We start from the raw sequence: 19,453 nt of genomic DNA, 5'->3' as shown, positions 1-19,453 counted from the left end.
CTATTTTAGGCTGAGGAAGCCGGTGGCGCCGTGTGCCCTGCGCCACCGCCCACCGGCGCATCGCCGGAGGGGGCGCTGTTCGCCAGCCAGGACAGATCTCCGGCGTCGGTGTTGGTGGCGTGGACGTTCGGCCGGCTCGTGCCATAGCGCACGATCGACACCGAGGCCGGACCGACCGTGATGCGCTGGAACAGGTCGAGGTGCACGCCGAGCGCGTCCGCAAGGATCGACTTGATGATGTCGCCGTGGCTCACCGCCACCCACACGGCTCCCGGCCCGTGCTCGGCTTCGAAGGCTGCATCGTGGCGTCGAATCGCTGCCACCGACCGGGCCTGCATCGCGGCCATGGACTCGCCGCCGGGAAAGGTGACGGCGGACGGTTGCGACTGCACCACCGACCACAGATCCTCCGTCGCGAGCTCACTGAGCATACGGCCCTGCCACTGACCGTAGTCGCATTCCGTGAGGTCCGGATCGACTGGTGCGTGAGGGGTGCCGGCTTGGCGATCGAGGATGAACTGGGCGGTCTGCTGACACCGCTCGAGGGGGCTTGACACCACTCCGACGACCGGCACGGCCGCGAGCCGGTCACCGGTGAGGGCCGCCTGATCGCGCCCGGTCTGATCCAGCCCGACGCCGGCGGCCCGACCGGCCAGCAGTCCGGTGGCATTGGCTGTGGTGCGGCCGTGCCGCACGAGAAGAACTGTTGCCATCCACCCAGCCTAACCATCCACTCGACGGCCAGACTCCCAACGCGGGGGAGCGCTTCCGCAATTTTCCTGACGCTCACCTGCATCGCATGCTAGTTTGCCCGCATGAAGACCGTGGGGGGCTTTGGGCGTGCGCATACAACGGGGCCGCGCCGCCGGCCAACCTTGGCGCATCGGGCGGGGCTGCTCATGGCGGCGGCCACGCTGGCTCTCTTGACTGGTTGCGCCGCCGAGGAGCCACGCGAACCCACGTCCCACGCAACCTCGGCGGAGGACGCGACCAACCGCCAGAGTGCCTGCCTGCGCGACCGGGGTTGGGCGGTCTCCATCACCGACGACGGCGCGATCTCGGTCTCGTCTTCGTCCGTGTCCGAAGAGCAGTTGGACCTGTACCGGAGGGACGCCGAAGACTGCGGGGAAGGCCTGCTCCCGAACCCCGCAACGTTCGACGACGGGCAGTGGTCGGAAATGTACGCAGCCGTGATGGAATCAGCGGACTGCCTTGCAGAACAAGGATATGAAGCTCCCGACAGGCCCTCACTTCAGGCCTTCATCGACATGGACGGCGGCTGGAGCCCGTACTCGGAGATCGATACCTACGACTTTGAGAGACTCGAGAATCTCTGCCCGCAGGCAGAATACTGGGGCTAAAACCGTCCCGGAACGTGCTGACCGGGACACGCCCTGATACCTCACCCCTGTGGTCCCGCAGCGCTCAATCTAGACCGGCGCGAAGGCCTGTTGTGATTTATCGGCAAGGTCCTGCCTGCTGCGGGAGGCCACAGCAGGACGACCTCCTTGGAGAAGACGTCGCGGAGTGCGCTTTACGGTCTCGGACCGGGTGGCGTTGATGAAGGAGGAGCCGATGTCCTCGATGGAGAGGGGTTGCATGAAGAATCGCCTTTGTGGTGGAGGAGGATCGGGAACAATCGGCCTCTGCCGGCGTTGTGCGTGCGGATGTTGCAGACCCGGGCGGGAGATATTGTCGACGCGCTGGTCGGGATCAGCTCCGGGATCTGTCCACTGCGCACGGGGAGGCCGGCATCGGCCGGGGCGCACAGCAGACCCGAAGGGCCACCCCACCCACCATGGCCATACCGCCCCCGGAGGTCCTCAGCATGTTCATCATCCTTGTTTCTCGACGCTTTTGCGTGCCTATCTTCTCAGGCGCATCGCACCGACGGAGGAGTGCCGCGCATTATTGACCGAGGGGGTCGTAACTCGCCGTTCGGTACCGGTTCTCGTCGATGAGGCCGCTGCGGTGGGCGATGACGACGAGCTGGGATCGGTCGCGGGCGTCGAGTTTACGAAGAAGTCTGCTCACGTAGGTTCGGGCGGTCGCGGGACTGATGAACAGGCGTCCGGCTATTTCTGCGTTGTTCATTCCGTGGCCTATTTCTGCCAAGACTTCGATTTCCCGAGGGGCCAGGTGAGCGATGAGCTCGGAATCAGCGGCGGGGCGTGAGCTGGCGGCGGCTCGCATGAGCGTGGCGGTCACCTCCGGCGAGAGCACCGGCCGGCCTGCGGCTACCGTCCGGATGGCCTGGCGCAGCTCGGGGGGAGCTACGTCCTTGAGGAGGTAGCCGGCCGCACCGGCCCTCAGTGCCTCGATGACTGTTTGGTCTTCGGCGAATGTCGTCAGGACCAGGACAGGGATGGTGGCCAGGTGGGGATCCTGGGTGATGAGTTGCGTCGCGGTGATGCCGTCGAGTCCAGGCATCCGGATATCCATGAGAACAACATCCGGTCGCGTCTCGCGGACTCGGGCCAGAGCGGCTCCGCCTTGGTCCGCTTCGGCGACGATCTTGATGTCGCCGTCGTGTTCGGCGAGGGCTATCAGGCCGCTGCGCAGCAGCGCCTCGTCCTCGGCAATAACGACCCTGATCATTTGTCGTCCCCCATCGGAAGCATGGCGTTGACGGTGAAGCCGGACGGACCTGCCTCGATCCTGACATCGCCGCCGAGCAGCGCCGCACGTTCCCGCATTCCTGCCAGGCCCCGGCCCTCAACGAGGGTCCGCGTGTCGGCGCCCACGCCATCGTCGAGGACCCGGAGATACAACGCATCATCTTTCACCCGGACAATCACATTCACGGCCGTCGCCTGTGCGTGCCGGAGCACATTGGTGATCGCTTCCTGAACAATGCGGAAGGCTGTGCTTGCCGTCGATGCGGTGATGGCGGCGGCCCCAACATCGATCAGGAGGTCAACGGCAAGTCCGGCATCACGTGCTGCCTGTGCCGTGGTCGATATGCCGCTCAGGGTCAGCGGCGCGTGATCGGTTGTGTCGGGATCTGTCCGAAGCATGGCGATCGTGCGGCGCAGGTCTCCCAGCGATGATCCCGTGGCACTGACAACATTGTCGAGCGCGTGGACGGCTGCGTCGTCGTCCTTGCCCAGGGCTTGTTGTGCGACGCGGGCTTGTACGGAGACGAGCGACAGGGCATGCCCGATGGAGTCATGGACATCACGTGCGATCCGAAGGCGTTCGGCCTCGAGCTGCCGGGCAGTCCTTTCCTGCTGGTGCCGGCGCTCCAGACGCGCCATGCGTTCGTGCTGATCACGCAGGGAACGACGGCTGCTCACCGCCAACGCCAGCGCGATGGCGCACCCGATGAGGGCTGCGTTAGTGATGACGTCATAGGCGAGGACGGCGCTTGATTCGCCGTCGCTCGTTCGGAAGAAGAGCGACACCGTCAGCAGCACTGCTCCTGCGAGGGCCGCTGTGAGGACCCGTCCGCGTTCGGCGGCGCTGTAGAAAGCACCAACGACGGGGAGGGCCATACCGATCGGCGGGTAGTCGATGGCGTAGTAGATGAACACTCCAAGGATGCTGAGGGCCAGGACACCCACGGGCAGTTCCCTGCGGAACAGCAGAAGCGCACCGAAGCAGGCCGCGAACAGGTAAGGACCGTAGCTCTGATCCGCGCTGGCACCCGAGCCGACGGCAAGAATGAGCGCGACCACCACGGTCTGTCCCACGGCGACCAGCACGGTGAGAACCCAGGCCGGCACCTCATCGGCGTGCGCAACTGTCTCCGCGGACATGATCCACTCCTGATGTCGGTGTCCAGTCCTTCAATGGTGGCACCGCAGCACCCCCGCGGGTGTACATCCAAAAGCGACAACCGAACATCGCTTCGTGACGCAGCCCCCCGCAGCAAGTGACGAGCTTGAGCTGACACGCCCAGATTCGGTCCGGAAATAGCGTGGAAGCCATGAAATCATCATCGACACTCCAAAGCCTTCACTGGCCGCTGATCCTCGGCCTGACCGCCCTGGCGCTGATCCGCCCGCTGTTCTCCATCGTGGGATTGAGCGATGCCCTCGGCAAACCGGCAACTCCATTGATCCTTACCGCAGCCATCACCGCGGCCTGGGTCCTCATCGTGGGCCTCAGCCGTGTGCCTCACCCGGTCCTCACCCTCGTAGCTGCCGGACTCACGTACGCGCTTGCTTCGATCGTGCTCAGCGCAGTGCTTTCCCCCATCCTCACCGGCGAGCTGCAGGGACCCCCCGCAATGCCGCTGGCCATCATCCCGCTGCTCATCACCAACGCACTCTGGGGCCTGATCACCGGCGGGCTGGCTCTCCTCCTCCAGCGGATGCGCGCGGGCCGCAGCCCGTCCCGGGCAGCCCGCTAATGGCCAAGCGCGAGGCGCCCGCAGTGTCGCGGCGTACCGCCCTTAAAGCAGGTGGCCTGACCGTAGCCGGCCTCACCCTTTCCAACCTCTTCGCCGGCTGCACCATCGACAGCGGTGGTTCGAACAACAGTATCGAAGGCAGCGCCGGCCGCCTGTTGAAAAGCCGGCTCACACTGCCTGCTGCTTTCCGCGCCCGTCTGCCGGTGCCGCCCGTCCTCGAGCCGGTGAGCGTTGATGGCACAGCGGACCACTACGAGATCACCCAGAAGGCCGGTCTCGCGTCGATCCTCCCCGGAGTTCTGACCGAGGTCTGGGGTTATGACGGACTGTTTCCCGGACCCACCATCGTCTCGCGGCGCGGCAGACGCACCATCGTCACACACCGCAACGAGCTCCCCGTTCCGGTGAGTGTCCATCTTCACGGCGGCAGGACCGCCGCGGAGCATGACGGATACCCGACCGATCTCATCCTGCCCGTCGTCGGCGGGGACCGACACTCCCACCACGAGGGCGCCACGACAGCCGGGAGCAGGGACTACATCTACCAAATGAACCAGCCCGCAGCCACGTTGTGGTACCACGATCATCGAATGGACTTCACCGGCCCCCAGGTCTACCGGGGGCTGGCCGGCTTCCATCTCATCCACGACGACGTCGAGGACGCGCTTGGGCTGCCCAGCGGCGACCGTGATATCCCGCTGATGATCACCGACCGCGCGTTCGCTGCCGACGGCTCCTTCCTGTACCCCTCCGTCGACCCCTCATTGGAAGGAACCCCCGGCGTCACCGCGGACTACATGAGCGGGGTCCTAGGGGACTGCCTCCTCGTCAACGGTGCCCCGTGGCCGGTGCTGGAAGTCGCCGCCGTGAAATACCGCTTCCGGATCCTCAACGCCTCCAACGCCCGCCGCTACCGCCTCAGGCTCGACGGCGGACAACACTTCATCCAAGTCGGAAGCGACCTCGGGCTGATCGCCAGACCGATCGAGCACGAGGAAATCGACATTGCCCAGGCGGAGCGCTTCGACGTCATTGTGGACTTCTCCGGGCATGAAGTCGGTGACGAGATCACCATGATCAATGAGCGGGGTGCGGGCCGGACCGCCGACATCATGCGGTTCATTGTCACCCGGCGCGGAACGGACACCGGCGCCGTGCCTAACCGGCTCGTCGACCTCGAAACTCTCTCACCAGACGACGTCTCCGTTGAGAGGGAGTTCGTCTTCGCGCGCGGTGGTGCCCGGGCCCATGGCATGACCTTGTGGACAGTGAACGGCAAGCCCTTCAGCCCCGACACCCTCATAGCGGAACCCAGGTTAGGTACGACGGAGAAATGGACGATCCGCGCCGCGAACGTCGAGCACCCTTTCCACATCCACCTCGCACCCTTCCAAGTCCTTGGCCGGAACGGCAACGACGATCCCGGCCGCTACAACCATGGATGGAAAGACACCGTCAATCTTGACAATGGCGGACGGGCCGAGCTCCTCATCCGGTTCGACGGCTACCGGGGCAGGTATGTTTTTCACTGCCACAATCTCGAACACGAAGACATGATGATGATGGCTAACTTCGAGGTGGTCTGACACTGATTCGATGGAGCGGTGCACTCTGGCGTGTAAGAAGCCTCCGTACGGGGTTAGGGGGCCGGCAAATGATGAACCGGCATCTAGCGCCTCATCTCTGCGCGACGGGCTATAAACCCGCCTCGGCCTTGGAGCGCAGGATGCAGAACTCATTGCCTTCGGGGTCGGCGAGTACAACCCACCCCGTACCGGGTCCATCCTTGCCGCGGAGGTCGTCCACCGTCGTGGCTCCGTGAGCCAGCAGCACCTCCAGCTCCTGGTCACGGGTGCGATCACGCGGCCGCAGGTCCAGATGAAGGCGATTCTTGCCGCACCGCCGCTTGGCCGCCGCGGCGTCCGGCACCTCGATGAACAACAGCCGATGACCGGTTGCTGGGTCATGGATCATGCACTCCTCATCGCCGGCCTCGTTGGGATCACCCTCGACGTCGGTATAGCCCAGCACCGGCTTCCACCAGGTCGAGAGAGCGAAGGCATCGGCGCAATCAATGGTCGTATGCGAGATGAAGGAGGTCATGCACCGAGTTTCCACCCCCGGCCATCGAAGTAACATCCTGACGCGCCGAGAATGTCCTCACGCTGCTTGGCCGGCTGGTTTTCCCTTCAACGAATACGAGCGAGATCCCGTCGGATGTAGCGCAGGTGCGCCCACTCCTCCTCTAGGATCACGCGGATACAGTCGCCGACGCTGGGACGCCAGTCACCGCCGCCCCACGGGTCCGCGCGTTCCTCCGCGAGCAAATCCACCGTGGCCGTGCCCAGAAATTCGGTTACCTGCCGTTGTCGCTCTGCCCGAACCGCGAGGATCTCCTCGTACGCCGGCGGGTCCACGCGGAAGATCGACATGTCGAACCCCATCTCAGCTGCACCGGTAAAAATCTGCCCGATCTCGTGGAACGGCTGCTCCTTCTGCAGGATCCCGCCGCCGAGCCAGGCATCGGTAGCCAGAATGAGGTGCCGCAGGGTCTGCGCCAAGGACCACTCGTCGTCTATCGGGGCATCCACCAAGTCCGGCGGCGTATTCGTTACCGTGTGCTGCCACGCGGACTGGACTGCGTTCCACCCCTCGCGCAGTCCTTCGGGGGTCTGTGCCTTCTGCAGTTCGCGGCCCGGGAACTGCCGGTTCAGCTCGGCGTCCACGAGCGGCACCACGTCGACCCCGTTTATTAAGAGGCTGCCGAAGAATAGGTCGTGGCTGTCGATGTCGAGTCCGTCCACGTCGACGCCGCGCATCGACACACCGCTGACATCGGAGAATCGCAGAGTGGCGCCCTTGAAACTCGTCTTGACAAAGGTCGCCCCCTCAAACTCCTTCGTGCCGAAATAGGTCGTCATCGCCCCATTATCAGACAGAGCCACCTCAACCTCACACCCTTCCGGAGCGATCCGCATCGTGACAGGTAGCGGAAGTCCGCTCGGCCCACTATGCAACGCAACAATTCCACGGCTGTCCCGAACCGCCGCCGAACGATTCCCGGCACCCGGGCGTTGAACCACCACATGCTGGGGTAGACGGCTCGTTACCAAGGGGTGAACGACTGTTGAACGGGTAGGGTAGCGGCACTAGGCTTCGATCGGCCCGAAAACGGGTTGTTCGTTGAACGCCCGGGCAGCTGGAATGCGAGGTGTAACGATGTCTGACCGGATTCTTCACGTGACCCGACGGGTCGGCGTCGTCGTGGGCCGCATCGTTATCTACGTCCTGATCTGGGCCGGACTCGCGCTGCTCATCGCCTCCCTCGGCATCCGTATGTACTGGGGCGAGATTTCCGTCGGTCAGATGCTCCTGAACCTCGTATCCGTGGAAACCGACGGCGGGGGCGGGCCCATCGTGTGGACCGGAATCCTGGGAATCGGCGTCGTGCCCCTCCTCATCACCGTCGGGGTGGCGATGTGGCAGTCCCTCCGCCGCCGCAGACGCCGCCGCAACGGCGACGGTGACCGTCCTCGTCGCCGTCAGTGGATGATGCACACCGGCTCCACCGCTCTGGTGGCCGCCGTCGTCGTCGGCGGTACCACGGCCTTCGCCACCACGGTGGGCCTCGGGGACTACATCCGGGCGGCGAACTCCAAATACGACATCGGCGACTACTACGTGAAGCCGATCGTCACCAACAACGACGACAAGCGCAACCTGGTGGTGATCTACCTCGAGTCCGGCGAGGCCACCCTCGCCAACGACCGGCTCTTCGAGAAGGACGCGTTCGCTCCGCTGAAGGAGGCGACCAGGGCCTCGGACGGCTGGCAAAGCGTCGATGATTTCCAGCAGTACGAGGGTGGAGGCTGGACGATGTCGGGTCTCGTCGCGACGCAGTGCGGCGTTCCGCTGAAGGGCGTGGGCTCCGCCGCGGGCAATGACCTCGGCGGCGGTCTCGACACCTACCTGGGAGGGCTCACCTGCATGGGTGATGTCCTGGATGAGCACGGCTACACCAACGTCTTCCTGGGCGGCGCCAACGCCGCCTTCGCCGCGAAGGGCACCTTCCTCAGCAGCCATGGCTACTCCGAGCAGAAGGATCTCTCCGACTGGCGTGCCGCCGGCGAGCCGCAGAAGAACTTCCGCAGCGACTGGGGCCTGAGCGATGAACGCCTGATGGCCTATGCCAAGGAAGAGATCGACGGGTTGCACGCCGAAGCGGAGAGGACCGGTGAACCGTTCAACCTCACGGTGCTGACGCTGGACACCCACGAGCCCGCGTACATCTTCGACTATTGCGACGTGGATACCCAGGAGGAGGTCACCTCGGTGTTCTCCTGCTCCATGACCCAGGTGGCCGGGTTCGTTGAGCATATGAAGGAGAAGGGCTACCTTGACGACACCGCCGTGGTGATCATGGGGGACCACCTCAAGCACATGGGCGCGAATGACGCCTTTCACGAGCAGCTGGACAACCATCCCAACCGCACCATCTTCAACCGGATCTGGATTCCGGGCGGGGACCCGGACGGCGCGCTGCGCCCCCGGATTGATCAGCTAAACCTTTACCCCACGCTTCTCGAAGCCGCCGGGCTGACCCTGCAGGATCGAGAAGCCGGGCTGGGCGTGTCCGCCTTCGCTCCGGCGGTGCCGGAGGGTTCAGCCCAGGCGATGAAGCCTGACGCCTATGGCGAACTGCTGGAGTCGCGTTCCCCGCTGTTCTATACGGAGGCCTGGGCCGGCAGGGACGCCCGGTAGCGCTTTCCCTGCCCGACGGCGAGGCACAGCCCCTCCGGCCGCGAAGCTCCGTCACGCGCGAACGCCGACAGCCATCTGGATGCTCAGCTCCGCGTGGGTCTGGGCAGTACCTCGCTGTCCTCGTGCCCGGAAGGCAGCGCAGTGGCGCCGGAACGACCCGAGGAAATCTGCCGCTTGAGCAGCTCAAGCTCTTTCTTGAGCAGGTCGACGTCGGCGCGGTATCGATCGAAGGCAGCCGTCCGGCGCCGGGCCATCGTGAAGCCGATGCCGGCGGCGAGAATGGCAAGCGGGAATGACGCCAGGAGGGCCCAGCCGGACGCGGCAAGGAAATCCAGCGCGACGGGAAGTGCCTGCTTGAAGGCGAGGAACTCGTTCACCCCGCCGACCACGTCGTCCAGCGCGGAATCCAGGGGGGCCAGATACTCACCCACAATGGGCGTCCCGGATAACGATGGGGCGCTCAGGGACGAATCCTCCCCTGAAGACCACCGCGGATCGTCGAAAGAATTCAGGACGTAGATTGCGGCACCCGCATTGAGGGCCGCGAAAAGGAGGACCGAAGCAAGCGCGGTCCAATGAAGCTTGCGCGGACGCCAAAGCCCGACCGCGAGCGCGAAAACGATGGCCGCGGCCCAGGGAAGGATGCGGAGGACGTCGTGGCTTACGCCACCCAATAGATCCATGGTATTTCCCTGCCCCCGACAGTTGGGATCGATGCGCGATCCGGTCCGAATCGAGCCTATCCCAGCCGCGCCCGGGCAGGCGCAGATCCTGCCTGATCGTGCTCCCATGACTGCCGGCCGCGGCACCGGCAGGATCACCGCCGGGAACAGTGACGGCAGTCCTCGGTGAGGGCTAGGATGCCCACCAAGGAGGTCGGTGCCGTGAACGGATACCCTGTCCGATGGAAGTCAATCTTCTCCTGGGCTGCCGTGGTTCTCTTCGGTGCGTTGTTGGCCGGGTGTGGTGCAGCAGGGGCCCGGGGACCGGGGGCGCATGATCCCGAGGCGCAGATGCGCCCTGAGCTGCTTGAAGTCTCGGCTTCGCCGGTAACCCAGGGACAGACAGTCCACGTGCGCTTCCCGGAGGGAACCGAGCGGGGCGTCGGCTGGGTTCTGGAGGAACAGGACGGCGACACGTGGAATGTCCGTTACTATCTGAGCGCCACGAGTGCCGGCTACGCCGGCTCAGGTTCCCCAACGTGGTGGTCCGCCGATGACGCCGAGAACAAGGCGTGGTCGGCCGTTGCCATCGCCGGACCCGGCCCGGACAGCCTCACCATCCCGGACAGCATCCGACCCGGACCGTATCGGCTGTGCACGGTCAACGACGTCCCGAACATCTGCACCACGCTCGACATCGCCGAACAGGACCAGGGTGCCAGCTAGCGTCCCAAATGCGCCATTCCAGGTGTCGACGCGGCCGGGCGACCTTCAGGCCCGTCGACGCTCGGACGCCTAGCACCTGCCCGGGGCCGCAGAGCTACAACGGCGAGCAGGGGTTCGCCGGCACGTAACACCAGCGGGGGACCCTTGCGCCGGGTGCTCCGCGGTGCCACCCTGAGGCTGACCTGAGAGGGTACGACAAGGGAGGCCAACGTGAACCCGACAGAACCCGATACCAGCCCCGAGACCGCGGCGCCGAGTGCCGCAGTGGACATGAAGCTGGAGGTGATCGTTCTACCGGTTGCCGACGTCGACCGCGCCAAACAGTTCTACGACAGCCTGGGGTGGAGGCTCGACGGCGAACGCGTCGACGGGAACTTCCGGAGCCTTCAATACACACCCCCCGGCTCCGGATGCTCGGTCCAGTTCGGCAGGCAGGTCACCCTGGCCGAGCCGGGATCGGCCCAGGGCACGCACCTGATCGTCACCGACATCGAAGCAGCGCGCCGGGACCTCGTCTCCCGCGGTGTCGATGCCAGTGAGGTCTTCCACTGCGAGTCCGGCTACGCGTGCAGGTTCCCCGGCAACGACGAGCCCGTTCCGGGCCCCCACCCGGAGCGCGGCACGTACGGGTCATTCGTCTCGTTCAGTGATCCGGACGGAAACAGCTGGATCCTGCAGGAGATCACCCAGCGGTTCCCGGGCCGCGTCCAAGGCGGGACGGCGTTCGGCTCGCCCGCCGACCTCGCACAGGCACTCGAGCGCGCCGCCGCGGCCTATCAGGACCTCGAGAAGCGCAACACCCAGGAGGACCCTAACTGGGCGCAGTGGTACGCCTCGTACCTTGCACAGGAGCAGAGCGGCGAAAAACAGACGTCATAACATCGGGAGGGCCCCCGGGGGTGGTTACTGCCCACCTCCCTCGAGGTGGGCGACCGCGTCGTCGTACGCCTGTTCCGGAGTGCGGCCCTGGTCCCGCGAGACGATAAACGCTGCGTACCAGTCCGGCCATGCGTGTGGAGCGGCTTCCGCTTCGTACTTGCCGTGGTGTTCCTCGGCCTCATGGAGAAGTGAGGTCAGTGTCGACACGTCCATTGCTGGTCCTTCCCAAACGTTAGTCGCTGATGGTTAACGGGAGCCGCAGCGCGGGTCGCCGGGGGACCATTCTCCCGAATTGCGAAGGATCTTGGAAGAATATTTCAGGACGAGCACACCTCAGGGGGTGAGTTCGACGTCCTCGCCCCGGAGGCTGGCGCGGAACCCGTCGTCCCGGACCGCGACGTTCTGGAGCACGAGGCCCTCCGGCAGTCCCTCGATGTCGTGCTCAATGGTCACGAACCTACGCACCACGGCGGCGGTGGCATCGGAGAGGAAGTCCGGCCCGCCGATGTCGATCGAGCGCGGTTCGACAACCAGCCTGCCATCCTCAACATCGACGGTACCGGTCGCGGTGACGCGCAGTTCGCGGCCCAGGGCCTCGACCGTGCGGACGACCGTGGCCTGGCCGCCGTCGGCGGCCCGGACCACCGACCCGCCGCCGAGCTCGTCGGCCAGCACCTCGAACGGCACCGTCGCGTCCACGGCGAGCCGGCCGGCGACAAGCCCCTCGGGGCCCGAGACGATGTCCTGGCCGACCGCGCGGACGTCGTGGAGCAACGATCCGGCCGTCACCACCGTCCCGGCGTCGAGGTCAAGGTCGGCGAGCCACACCTCGTCCTCACGCAGCCCGTCCGGTGGTAGGGCGCCCTGTGTGGGCGACGGCATCCGCTCCGCTTTGTCTGCGCTCGCCGGGTCGCTTGCCGCCCACCAAAGGACGACGAGCGCAACGCCCAGAACGAGGACCATCCCCACAGCACCGATCAGCCAGTCCTTCGCACGCTTCCACTCCATGAGGACAGTCTGATGGCTCACCGCCTGAGGAGCGATACCCCTGTTGGTCGGACACGCCGGAGGTCACCTTGTGTCCGGAGTTCGCGGTGCCCGCTCGGCCTGAATTAGCGGATGCCCTCCAGTGCCTGCAGAATGACGTCGGTGACGATCTGGGGCTGGGACACCATGATGACGTGCGAGCCTTCGGTCTCGGTGATCGTCGCTTGAGCCCGTTGCGCCATGGAACGCAGCACGTCGCTGCCGGCGGCCTTGTCTCCGGTCGGTACGACGGCCCAGGACGGCAGGGTCTTCCAGGCAGGCGTTCCCGTCGGCTCGCCGAAGGCAGCGGCGGCGACGGGGCGCTGCGTGGCGGCCATCACCGCTGCCTCCTTCACGGACACATCGGAGGCAAAGGCGTCATGGAACTTCGCAGGGTCAACCGTAAGCTCGACTGCCGTCTCGGAGTCCTGCCCCACGGGGTACTGAGTGGGGATCAGTGCCGTGTTGAGGACGCTGTCGGTGGAGCCGTTTTCGATGCCCTCCAGGGTTTCACCCTCGTCGGGGGCGAAGGCCGCGACGAAGACCAGCCCAACAACGTTGTCGGTCTGCGGGGACGCATTGGTGATGACCGCGCCGCCGTAGGAGTGCCCGACGGCGAGCACAGGTCCGGGGATCTGCCGGATGGCGCTGGCGGCGTACGCCGAGTCGTGGGAGATGCCGCGCAGCGGATTGCTGACGGCCTGTACGGGTACTCCGGCGTCCTGAAGCCGTTCGACGACGCCGTTCCAACTGGAACTGTCGGCGAACGCGCCGTGGATCAGGACCACGGTGGGGCCGGCGGCCGGATCGGGGGTGGACTGCGTCATGTTGTCTCCTTTGAATGAGGACGGCTGCCTTCGCCTGTGCTGAGGCTGTAACCGGTCCAGGGATTGATGAGCCCCCGAGTTCAATGGTGGCCGGGGAATGTAAAGACGCGCTCAAGCAGGCGTCAATGTTTGAGGACTGCAGATGAACTGCAGGGGCACAGGGCGAGCCGGTCCCTTCACCCCTCCAACGTGATCTCCGCGTGGGCGGCCTGCGTGGGCGGCAGGGGGCGGCTCGTAACGGTGGTGTCCTACCGGACGCCTAGATCCACTCGTGCAGCCGCAGCGGTGGGTTTTCTCCGCCCGGGCGACGCACCAGCACCTGGTTGACGCCGTTCAGTCCCCGCTCGAAGCCGAGCGCGCTCGCCGCCATGTACAACCGCCATACCCGGGCCCGCCCCTCGCTCGTGAGCCGCACCGCCTCGTCCCAGTTCTCCTCGAGGTTGCGCACCCAGGCGCGCAGCGTCAGCCCGTAGTGCAGGCGCAGCGCTTCGACGTCGAGCACTTCGAGGCCGGCCGACTCGAGCGCCCCGAGCATGACGGTGAGGCTGAGCATTTCGCCGTCGGGAAAGACGTAGCGGGGGATAAAGGAGTCGGGATCAGGCGGCATGTCGCCGGCGTTCCATGAAATCGCGTGGTTGAGCAGGCGCCCGCCGGGACACAGTAGGCCAAAGAGGTGGGACGCGTAGTTCACGATCTGCTCCCGGCCGACATGTTCGGCCATGCCGATCGAGCTGATGGCGTCAAACGGACCATCGGTGACGTCGCGGTAGTCCTGGACCCGGATATCGACGCGGTCGGCGAGCCCGGCATCGGCGGCCCGCTTCCGCCCGAGGGCCGCCTGCTCTTTGGAGAGCGTGACGCCGACGACGTCGACTCCGTAGTTCTGGGCGGCGTGCAGCGCGAAGCTGCCCCAGCCGCAGCCCACGTCGAGCACGCGCATGCCGGGCCGAAGGTCGAGTTTTCGGCAGACCAGGTCGAGCTTCGCCTTCTGTGCCTCATCCAGGCCGGTGTTTTCGTCCTTCCAGACCGCGCAGGAGTAGACCATTGACGGGCCGAGCACCAGGGCATAGAAGTCATTGCCGACGTCGTAGTGGGAGGAAATCGCTGCGGCGTCACGCTTCTTGGAGTGTTGTCTTCCAAACCGCGTGACGTTCACTTCCTCCGGCGGCGGCGCAGGCGGAAGCCCAAGCGCACCTACGCGGACCGCGGTGCGGAGCAGCGCGGAACGTTCGCCCAGGGTGGGAGGGCGAAACGCCTTCAGTTCGGCAAATTTGCCCACCGAGCTGAGCGCGGAGAAGCTCTCGAAGAGGTCGCCGGGCCCGTCGATATCGCCGGCCACATATGCACGGCTCAAGCCGAGCTGGTTCGGCGACCACAGCATTCGCCGAAGCCCCCGCCGGGAGCGGAACTCGATCACGGGCGCTCCGGAGGGTCCGGCCTCCGAACCGTCCCACGCCCGGAGCCTCAGCGGAATCTCCTGGGTGCCGAGCACGATCCCCAGGGCTTCGGCCAGGCGGGGTGCCACTCCGGTCCTCTTCGTCATGCCCTCTGTCTACTACGACTCGTCCGGGGGAGCCAGAGGCAGTTTGGCGGCGGACATCCCGCACCCGGCCGGCGCTGGTCCCGCTGAAGGAGGCACAGTTAGGGTGGTCGCATGGACTTCGACTGGCTCCGCGCCACGTGCCTGTCCTTCCCTGGTGCCTACGAGGACTACCCCTTCGGCCCGGAGACCGCGGTGTTCCGGGTCAGGGTGCGGCAGCAGGACAGGAGGCCTGTCCCTGGGAAGATCTTCGCCTTGGTCGGCGTCGACGCCCGCCCGCTGTCCATTTCCTTGAAGTGCGATCCGGCTCTTGCCGTCCAGCTCCGCGCAGCGCACCCGGAGATCACCGGCGCCTGGCACCTGAATAAGAGGCACTGGAACGGAGTGAGGCTCGACGGGAGCCTGTCCGCCGGGACCGTGCACGACATGATCGAGGACTCCTACGACCTGATCGTCGCATCCCTGCCCGCAACGGCCCGGGAGGGACTGGGCTGGTCGACCGGCGCTCCCTGAAAAACGCCATGAGCCGTCCGGCGAACTTTCGCGGACGGCTCATGTAGCAGGACTCAGGCGGATTCTTCGCCCTTGTCGTCGACCTCCTCGACCCAAGCCGGCGGTTCGTCGCGGCCCTGCTCCTCGTCCTTCTCGGCGTCCTCCGGCGTCGCCTGCACGATGCCCTGCGCGTGGTGCGTGGGCGCGTAGATGGTGTAGAGGCGGAGGAATTCGTCCCCGGTGTTCTCGACGTCGTGCCAGGTGCCGGCGGGCACCTGGATGCTCCAGCCGTCCCCGACGTCCTGCTGGAACGACAGGTCGTCCTTCGAGGGCCCCATCTTCACCCGCCCCTTCCCGGCGTCGATGCGCAGGAACTGGTCGGTGCCGTGATGCACCTCGAGGCCGATCGCACCTCCGGGCTCGATCGACATGAGGGTCACCTGCAGGTGCTTGCCGGTCCAGGCGACGCGGCGGTAGTCGGAGTTCGCCGTCGTCGCGCTCTCGATGTCAAAGGCGTTGGGCTTCGGGCCGTTGTCAGTGATGTCCATGTCCGCATTCTGTCCCATTCGCCCCGCGAACGCCAAGGCGCCCGGACCGATCACCGCCGATTCAGGAGCAGCGCGTAGCGTGACCGGGCGGTTTCGGTGCGTCAACTGGAAGGACCAGAACCTGCGGAGGCAAGGCGGTCAGGAGGACCGTGGAGCAAGCGCAGATCGGTTCCGCCCCTGGTAGAGGCGGCGGTAGCTGGAAGGCGTGGTGTTGAGCTCGCGCGTGAAGTGCAGGCGGAAATTGGCTGAGGTTCCCAAGCCCGTCCTGGCGGCAACAGCTTGCACGGTCAGGTCCGTCGTTTCGAGCAGACGGCGTGCCTCGGCGATCCGCTGGCTGGTAAGCCAGCGCAGGGGTGGAGTTCCGGTCTCCTTCAGGAACTTCCGCGCGAAACTGCTTGGCGCCCAGCCTGCGTGGGCGGCCAGGTCGACGACGGTCAGCGGCTCGGCCAGATGCTGGAGTGCCCAGCCACACGTTTCGGCGAAATGGGTCAGGGGCGCAGCGACGGGGCGTTCGATGAACTGGGTCTGTCCGCCCTCCCGGTGAGGGGCCACGACCATCCGCCGCGCGATGCGGTTCGCGGCTTCGGCACCGTGGTCGGTTCGGACCAGGTGCAGGCACAGGTCGATGCCCGCCGCGACGCCGGCGCTGGTGCTCACATCGCCCTCGTCCGTATAGAGAACGCCCGCGTCGACGGCGACGGCCGGATAAAGGGTCTGCAGACGCTCTGCGTTCCGCCAGTGGGTGGTGGCGCGCCGTCCGTCAAGGAGACCGGCGGCCGCCAGTGCGAAAGCCCCCGTGCAGACGGACACCACCCGGGCGCCGTTCGCCGCAGCATCGCGGAGCGCCTGGGTGACCTCCGGGGGAGGGTCGGTGAGCGGGCTGAATCCGGGCACCACAATGGTGTCAGCCGATCGAAGGGCGTCCAGCCCTTCCGCGGCGTGGATGGCGTAGCCGGTGGTCGTATGCACCAGGCCGGGTTCGGCCGCGCACACCGCAAAGGAATAGCGCTGCCGCTCGTCCTCGTGGCCGAAAACCTGCGCGGGAATGGCCAGATCAAAGGCCACGACATCCGGCAGGGCCAGGGCAACGACACTGTGCATGGGGCCACTGTACCCACGGAGGACCGCCCGGGATCCAAGGTTGCAGGATCCTTTTCATAATGGTCATTTTCACCCCTCCCGTTGGCTGCTCCCGCTTGGCAGTCTTGTCCCATGTTCGACTCTCCCAGCCTGCAATCCCCGCCCAAGCATCAACTCGGCGGGATCGCTGCCGGCTCGGCGGGAACCGGGGTCCTCGCCGCACTGCTGCTGGCCGCCGCCCCGTTTGTGCCGGCAACCGAGGCCGGCGTGACCGGAGCCATTCTGGTCGGGCTTGCGCTGGGCTGGGGGATACTGGCCGTGCTCTCGGTAAGGTTCACCGATCAACCACAGATCTGGGCGTTTGCTCCGGCACTCTTCCTGGGAATGGGGGGCTTCCTTTTACTGGCGTTCGGTTCCCCTGCGCACGAGGCGCTCGCCTGGGTCTGGCCCCCCGCACTCCTGATCCTGGCTCTCTGGATGATCGTCAAGGCCAGCCAGCGGCTTCGAAGCCGCGGCGCCCGGCTTTTGCTCTACCCCGGCATCGCGGTGCTGGTGCTGGCATCGTTGGGCGCCGGCCACGAGACCGTGCGTGGAGCCGTTGATGCGCAGGCCCGTCCGGTGCAGGGTGAACTGATCGACGTCGGCGGACACCGCCTGTACCTGAACTGCACCGGCGCGGGCAGCCCGACCGTCGTCCTCGAACCGGGTGCCGGCCTCAGCTCCTCGGACCTTCGATGGATGACGCCGGTCGTTGCCCGGAACACCCGGGTGTGCGTCTACGACCGGGCCGGCCGCGGCTGGAGCGATTCGGCGACGACTCCCCAGGACGGCGGGCAGGTCGTGGCCGATCTCCACACGCTGCTCCAGCGCGGAAAGGTTCCGGGACCGTACGTGCTGGCGGGGCATTCGTTCGGCGGCCCCTACGCCCTCACCTTCGCTGCCCGTTATCCCGAGGAGGTCGCCGGACTGGTCCTCGTGGACTCGACCGCGCCGGCAGCGGGCCGGGAACTGGAACCCGCACAGCACGCCGCCGCGGACCCGGATGACACGATAAATCGGATTTCCGCGCTGGTGGCGGGGGCTGCGCGCCTTGGCCTCGGCCGGTTGGTCGGGGTGGCCGAACCCAGCCACCTGCGGAGCACGGTGGAGGAGTACCTCCACGCGGGGGCCTCGGTGCGGAAGGCTGCGGCCCTTGAGACCTTCACGAACAGGCCGCTGGCGGTCCTGACAGCAGGCACCGGAACCGAGCCCGGCTGGGCCGCGTCGCAGGAGGCTCTCGCCTCGCTGTCGACCAACAGCCTGCACCGGGTCATCGACGGGGCCACCCATGCGTCGCTGGTCACCGACCGGGAGGACGCGGCGGCGACCGCCCGGGGGATTCTCGACGTCGTCTCTGCGGTGCGGACCGGAAGCCCCATGGATTCCGGGCGCTCGGCGGGGAGTGAGCGATAAGCTCAGAGAGCCAATGAGCTTCCGCAGCCCGTCGGGCGCGGGGCGGTAATCGGTGACCACGGCGTCCGTGGGCTACCGTGCGATGGCGCCGAGGATCTCCTCGTTGGAGAGCCTGCGTTCTCCAACGTAGAACAGGACAGCGCTTTCGGGCAGCCGCGTCTCCCAGCCGGGGTTGATGATGGTGCCCTCGTGCTGCACGGCGAGCACGGTGGCGGTGAAGCTGCGTCCGAGGGCTTCCTGAATCTGTCCGAAGTTCACCGGCGGCAGCGCATCGGGCAGCCGCGTGCTGTAGGTGTTGCGGCCGCCGTGGCTCATGAGGTCGGCGTACACGACGGCGATCCCGGGATCTTCGAGCTCCTCGGTGGCGAGGCGGGGCGAGTGCCACTGGACGCAGCGCACGTTGTCGTCGACGTAGGAGAAGTTGCGGGCCCGGCCCATATCGCGCAGCGTCACGACCGTGTGCGCGGTGGGGTTCACATGCGTGACGGCGACGGTGACTGCGAGCGCTTCATTATCGTCGCGGGCGTCGATGAGCACGCGCGCGGCCCGGTGCACCCCGGCGCGCCGCAGCACGCCTTCATCGGCGAGGTCACCGCGGACGAAACCGAGATCGGCCTGCTCTGGCATGGGATTCTGCCCAACGTCCTCCGCGGCGCACAGGACAACCGAATGGGCATCGTCAGCGGTGATTTCCTGGATCAGCCGTTCGGTGCGTCCGGGCGTGTAGCCCACGATCACGAGGTGGTCCGAAAGCTCCACAGCCCGGTTGCCCTTCATGCGTTGTCCTTTTGCATTCTCGATCGCCACGGCGATCCTGGTGAACAAGGTGGTCAGGGTGACGATGCCGCCGACAATGACGTAAATCCCGACGAGGCGGCCGCCGACCGTGGTCGGGAAGAAATCTCCGTATCCCACCGTGGCGGCGGTGACCAGGAACCACCACCAGTAACTCTCAGCGGAGGTGATGGAGTTGCTCGACGGCTCGGCCCAGATCATAAGGGGCCAGCTGGTGAGGAAGACCGCGGCGATGATGAAGGCCGGCAGGATCCAGATACGTGCACGCCCGAGCTGGCGGATCAGGCGGAACAGTACAAATGGCACCTCTG

The 19,453-nt window shown here is 66.2% G+C and carries 21 protein-coding genes; 8 read left to right on the top strand and 13 right to left on the bottom strand.

The window, feature by feature from the left end; genetic code table 11:
- Window positions 1–5: 5 nt before the first annotated feature.
- Window positions 6–713, bottom strand: a complete 708-nt coding sequence (locus GVV77_RS15350) for an MSMEG_4193 family putative phosphomutase (RefSeq protein WP_159619812.1) — start codon at window positions 711–713, stop codon at window positions 6–8.
- Between the two features lie 210 nt (window positions 714–923).
- Between GVV77_RS15350 and GVV77_RS15345 the strand changes: the two genes are divergently transcribed.
- A complete protein-coding gene (locus GVV77_RS15345) occupies window positions 924–1,361 on the top strand; it encodes a hypothetical protein (RefSeq protein ID WP_159619810.1) in 438 nt (145 codons plus the stop codon).
- Between the two features lie 547 nt (window positions 1,362–1,908).
- On the opposite strand, the gene GVV77_RS15340 is transcribed toward GVV77_RS15345, so the two are convergent.
- Window positions 1,909–2,598, bottom strand: a complete 690-nt coding sequence (locus GVV77_RS15340) for a response regulator transcription factor (protein WP_159619808.1) — start codon at window positions 2,596–2,598, stop codon at window positions 1,909–1,911.
- A complete protein-coding gene (locus tag GVV77_RS15335) occupies window positions 2,595–3,758 on the bottom strand; it encodes a sensor histidine kinase (RefSeq protein WP_159619806.1) in 1,164 nt (387 codons plus the stop codon). The genes GVV77_RS15340 and GVV77_RS15335 overlap by 4 nt, the downstream gene beginning before the upstream one ends.
- A gap of 170 nt (window positions 3,759–3,928) precedes the next feature.
- Between GVV77_RS15335 and GVV77_RS15330 the strand changes: the two genes are divergently transcribed.
- On the top strand, window positions 3,929–4,354 hold the full coding sequence (locus tag GVV77_RS15330; RefSeq protein WP_159619804.1) for a hypothetical protein: 426 nt from the start codon (window positions 3,929–3,931) through the stop codon (window positions 4,352–4,354).
- A gap of 23 nt (window positions 4,355–4,377) precedes the next feature.
- Window positions 4,378–5,940: a multicopper oxidase family protein gene (locus tag GVV77_RS15325; RefSeq protein ID WP_201293256.1), complete on the top strand. Its 1,563-nt coding sequence runs from the start codon at window positions 4,378–4,380 to the stop codon at window positions 5,938–5,940.
- Between the two features lie 109 nt (window positions 5,941–6,049).
- On the opposite strand, the gene GVV77_RS15320 is transcribed toward GVV77_RS15325, so the two are convergent.
- Entirely contained in the window at window positions 6,050–6,457 is a 408-nt protein-coding gene (locus GVV77_RS15320; protein ID WP_159619800.1) for a VOC family protein, read from the bottom strand.
- Window positions 6,458–6,543: 86 nt separating this feature from the next.
- A complete protein-coding gene (locus GVV77_RS15315; RefSeq protein WP_159619798.1) occupies window positions 6,544–7,275 on the bottom strand; it encodes a DinB family protein in 732 nt (243 codons plus the stop codon).
- 298 nt (window positions 7,276–7,573) lie between these two features.
- On the opposite strand from GVV77_RS15315, the gene GVV77_RS15310 reads away from it, so the two are divergent.
- Entirely contained in the window at window positions 7,574–9,115 is a 1,542-nt protein-coding gene (locus tag GVV77_RS15310; RefSeq protein ID WP_159619796.1) for an LTA synthase family protein, read from the top strand.
- An 83-nt stretch (window positions 9,116–9,198) separates the two neighbouring features.
- Here GVV77_RS15310 and GVV77_RS15305 read toward each other — a convergent pair whose 3' ends face one another.
- Entirely contained in the window at window positions 9,199–9,798 is a 600-nt protein-coding gene (locus GVV77_RS15305; protein WP_159619794.1) for a hypothetical protein, read from the bottom strand.
- Window positions 9,799–9,999: 201 nt separating this feature from the next.
- On the opposite strand from GVV77_RS15305, the gene GVV77_RS15300 reads away from it, so the two are divergent.
- Window positions 10,000–10,503 (top strand): hypothetical protein, encoded by a 504-nt coding sequence (locus tag GVV77_RS15300; RefSeq protein ID WP_159619792.1) that lies wholly within the window; start codon window positions 10,000–10,002, stop codon window positions 10,501–10,503.
- A gap of 210 nt (window positions 10,504–10,713) precedes the next feature.
- Window positions 10,714–11,382: a VOC family protein gene (locus tag GVV77_RS18540; RefSeq protein ID WP_343033069.1), complete on the top strand. Its 669-nt coding sequence runs from the start codon at window positions 10,714–10,716 to the stop codon at window positions 11,380–11,382.
- Window positions 11,383–11,406: 24 nt separating this feature from the next.
- Here GVV77_RS18540 and GVV77_RS15290 read toward each other — a convergent pair whose 3' ends face one another.
- The 4 genes from GVV77_RS15290 to GVV77_RS15275 form a co-directional block, all read right to left on the bottom strand.
- Window positions 11,407–11,595, bottom strand: a complete 189-nt coding sequence (locus tag GVV77_RS15290; protein ID WP_159619790.1) for a bleomycin resistance protein — start codon at window positions 11,593–11,595, stop codon at window positions 11,407–11,409.
- 120 nt (window positions 11,596–11,715) lie between these two features.
- Window positions 11,716–12,390, bottom strand: a complete 675-nt coding sequence (locus GVV77_RS15285; protein WP_159619788.1) for an LmeA family phospholipid-binding protein — start codon at window positions 12,388–12,390, stop codon at window positions 11,716–11,718.
- A 104-nt stretch (window positions 12,391–12,494) separates the two neighbouring features.
- Window positions 12,495–13,235 (bottom strand): alpha/beta fold hydrolase, encoded by a 741-nt coding sequence (locus tag GVV77_RS15280; protein WP_159619786.1) that lies wholly within the window; start codon window positions 13,233–13,235, stop codon window positions 12,495–12,497.
- A gap of 259 nt (window positions 13,236–13,494) precedes the next feature.
- Window positions 13,495–14,778, bottom strand: a complete 1,284-nt coding sequence (locus GVV77_RS15275) for an SAM-dependent methyltransferase (protein ID WP_159619784.1) — start codon at window positions 14,776–14,778, stop codon at window positions 13,495–13,497.
- A 111-nt stretch (window positions 14,779–14,889) separates the two neighbouring features.
- Here GVV77_RS15275 and GVV77_RS15270 point away from each other — a divergent pair, with 111 nt between their 5' ends.
- Window positions 14,890–15,288, top strand: a complete 399-nt coding sequence (locus GVV77_RS15270) for an MmcQ/YjbR family DNA-binding protein (protein ID WP_159619782.1) — start codon at window positions 14,890–14,892, stop codon at window positions 15,286–15,288.
- Between the two features lie 53 nt (window positions 15,289–15,341).
- Here the strand turns inward: GVV77_RS15270 and GVV77_RS15265 are convergent, their stop codons facing one another.
- Window positions 15,342–15,815 (bottom strand): cupin domain-containing protein, encoded by a 474-nt coding sequence (locus GVV77_RS15265; protein WP_159619780.1) that lies wholly within the window; start codon window positions 15,813–15,815, stop codon window positions 15,342–15,344.
- Window positions 15,816–15,953: 138 nt separating this feature from the next.
- Window positions 15,954–16,916: a GlxA family transcriptional regulator gene (locus GVV77_RS15260; protein WP_159619778.1), complete on the bottom strand. Its 963-nt coding sequence runs from the start codon at window positions 16,914–16,916 to the stop codon at window positions 15,954–15,956.
- Window positions 16,917–17,027: 111 nt separating this feature from the next.
- Here GVV77_RS15260 and GVV77_RS15255 point away from each other — a divergent pair, with 111 nt between their 5' ends.
- The gene (locus GVV77_RS15255) at window positions 17,028–18,347 is read left to right on the top strand and encodes an alpha/beta fold hydrolase (protein ID WP_159619776.1); all 1,320 of its coding nucleotides are present in this window, start codon (window positions 17,028–17,030) and stop codon (window positions 18,345–18,347) included.
- A gap of 72 nt (window positions 18,348–18,419) precedes the next feature.
- Here the strand turns inward: GVV77_RS15255 and GVV77_RS15250 are convergent, their stop codons facing one another.
- Window positions 18,420–19,448: an ion channel gene (locus GVV77_RS15250; RefSeq protein ID WP_159619774.1), complete on the bottom strand. Its 1,029-nt coding sequence runs from the start codon at window positions 19,446–19,448 to the stop codon at window positions 18,420–18,422.
- Window positions 19,449–19,453: the final 5 nt, after the last annotated feature.

Source organism: Arthrobacter zhaoguopingii, from assembly GCF_009828605.1.
In the GTDB taxonomy this organism is placed as follows: domain Bacteria; phylum Actinomycetota; class Actinomycetes; order Actinomycetales; family Micrococcaceae; genus Arthrobacter_D; species Arthrobacter_D zhaoguopingii.
The sequence above is the reverse complement of the archived record's forward strand: the minus strand, read 5'-3'. Positions and strand labels throughout refer to the sequence as shown.

Excerpts from the sequence above, each read along its gene's own strand:
- GVV77_RS15350 (WP_159619812.1), bottom strand. The coding sequence starts at position 713 with ATGGCAACAGTTCTTCTCGTGCGGCACGGCCGCACCACAGCCAATGCC.
- GVV77_RS15340 (WP_159619808.1), bottom strand. The coding sequence starts at position 2,598 with ATGATCAGGGTCGTTATTGCCGAGGACGAGGCGCTGCTGCGCAGCGGC.
- GVV77_RS15335 (WP_159619806.1), bottom strand. The coding sequence starts at position 3,758 with ATGTCCGCGGAGACAGTTGCGCACGCCGATGAGGTGCCGGCCTGGGTT.
- GVV77_RS15330 (WP_159619804.1), top strand. The coding sequence starts at position 3,929 with ATGAAATCATCATCGACACTCCAAAGCCTTCACTGGCCGCTGATCCTC.
- GVV77_RS15320 (WP_159619800.1), bottom strand. The coding sequence starts at position 6,457 with ATGACCTCCTTCATCTCGCATACGACCATTGATTGCGCCGATGCCTTC.
- GVV77_RS15315 (WP_159619798.1), bottom strand. The coding sequence starts at position 7,275 with ATGACGACCTATTTCGGCACGAAGGAGTTTGAGGGGGCGACCTTTGTC.
- GVV77_RS15310 (WP_159619796.1), top strand. The coding sequence starts at position 7,574 with ATGTCTGACCGGATTCTTCACGTGACCCGACGGGTCGGCGTCGTCGTG.
- GVV77_RS15305 (WP_159619794.1), bottom strand. The coding sequence starts at position 9,798 with ATGGATCTATTGGGTGGCGTAAGCCACGACGTCCTCCGCATCCTTCCC.
- GVV77_RS15290 (WP_159619790.1), bottom strand. The coding sequence starts at position 11,595 with ATGGACGTGTCGACACTGACCTCACTTCTCCATGAGGCCGAGGAACAC.
- GVV77_RS15285 (WP_159619788.1), bottom strand. The coding sequence starts at position 12,390 with ATGGAGTGGAAGCGTGCGAAGGACTGGCTGATCGGTGCTGTGGGGATG.
- GVV77_RS15280 (WP_159619786.1), bottom strand. The coding sequence starts at position 13,235 with ATGACGCAGTCCACCCCCGATCCGGCCGCCGGCCCCACCGTGGTCCTG.
- GVV77_RS15275 (WP_159619784.1), bottom strand. The coding sequence starts at position 14,778 with ATGACGAAGAGGACCGGAGTGGCACCCCGCCTGGCCGAAGCCCTGGGG.
- GVV77_RS15270 (WP_159619782.1), top strand. The coding sequence starts at position 14,890 with ATGGACTTCGACTGGCTCCGCGCCACGTGCCTGTCCTTCCCTGGTGCC.
- GVV77_RS15265 (WP_159619780.1), bottom strand. The coding sequence starts at position 15,815 with ATGGACATCACTGACAACGGCCCGAAGCCCAACGCCTTTGACATCGAG.
- GVV77_RS15260 (WP_159619778.1), bottom strand. The coding sequence starts at position 16,916 with ATGCACAGTGTCGTTGCCCTGGCCCTGCCGGATGTCGTGGCCTTTGAT.
- GVV77_RS15255 (WP_159619776.1), top strand. The coding sequence starts at position 17,028 with ATGTTCGACTCTCCCAGCCTGCAATCCCCGCCCAAGCATCAACTCGGC.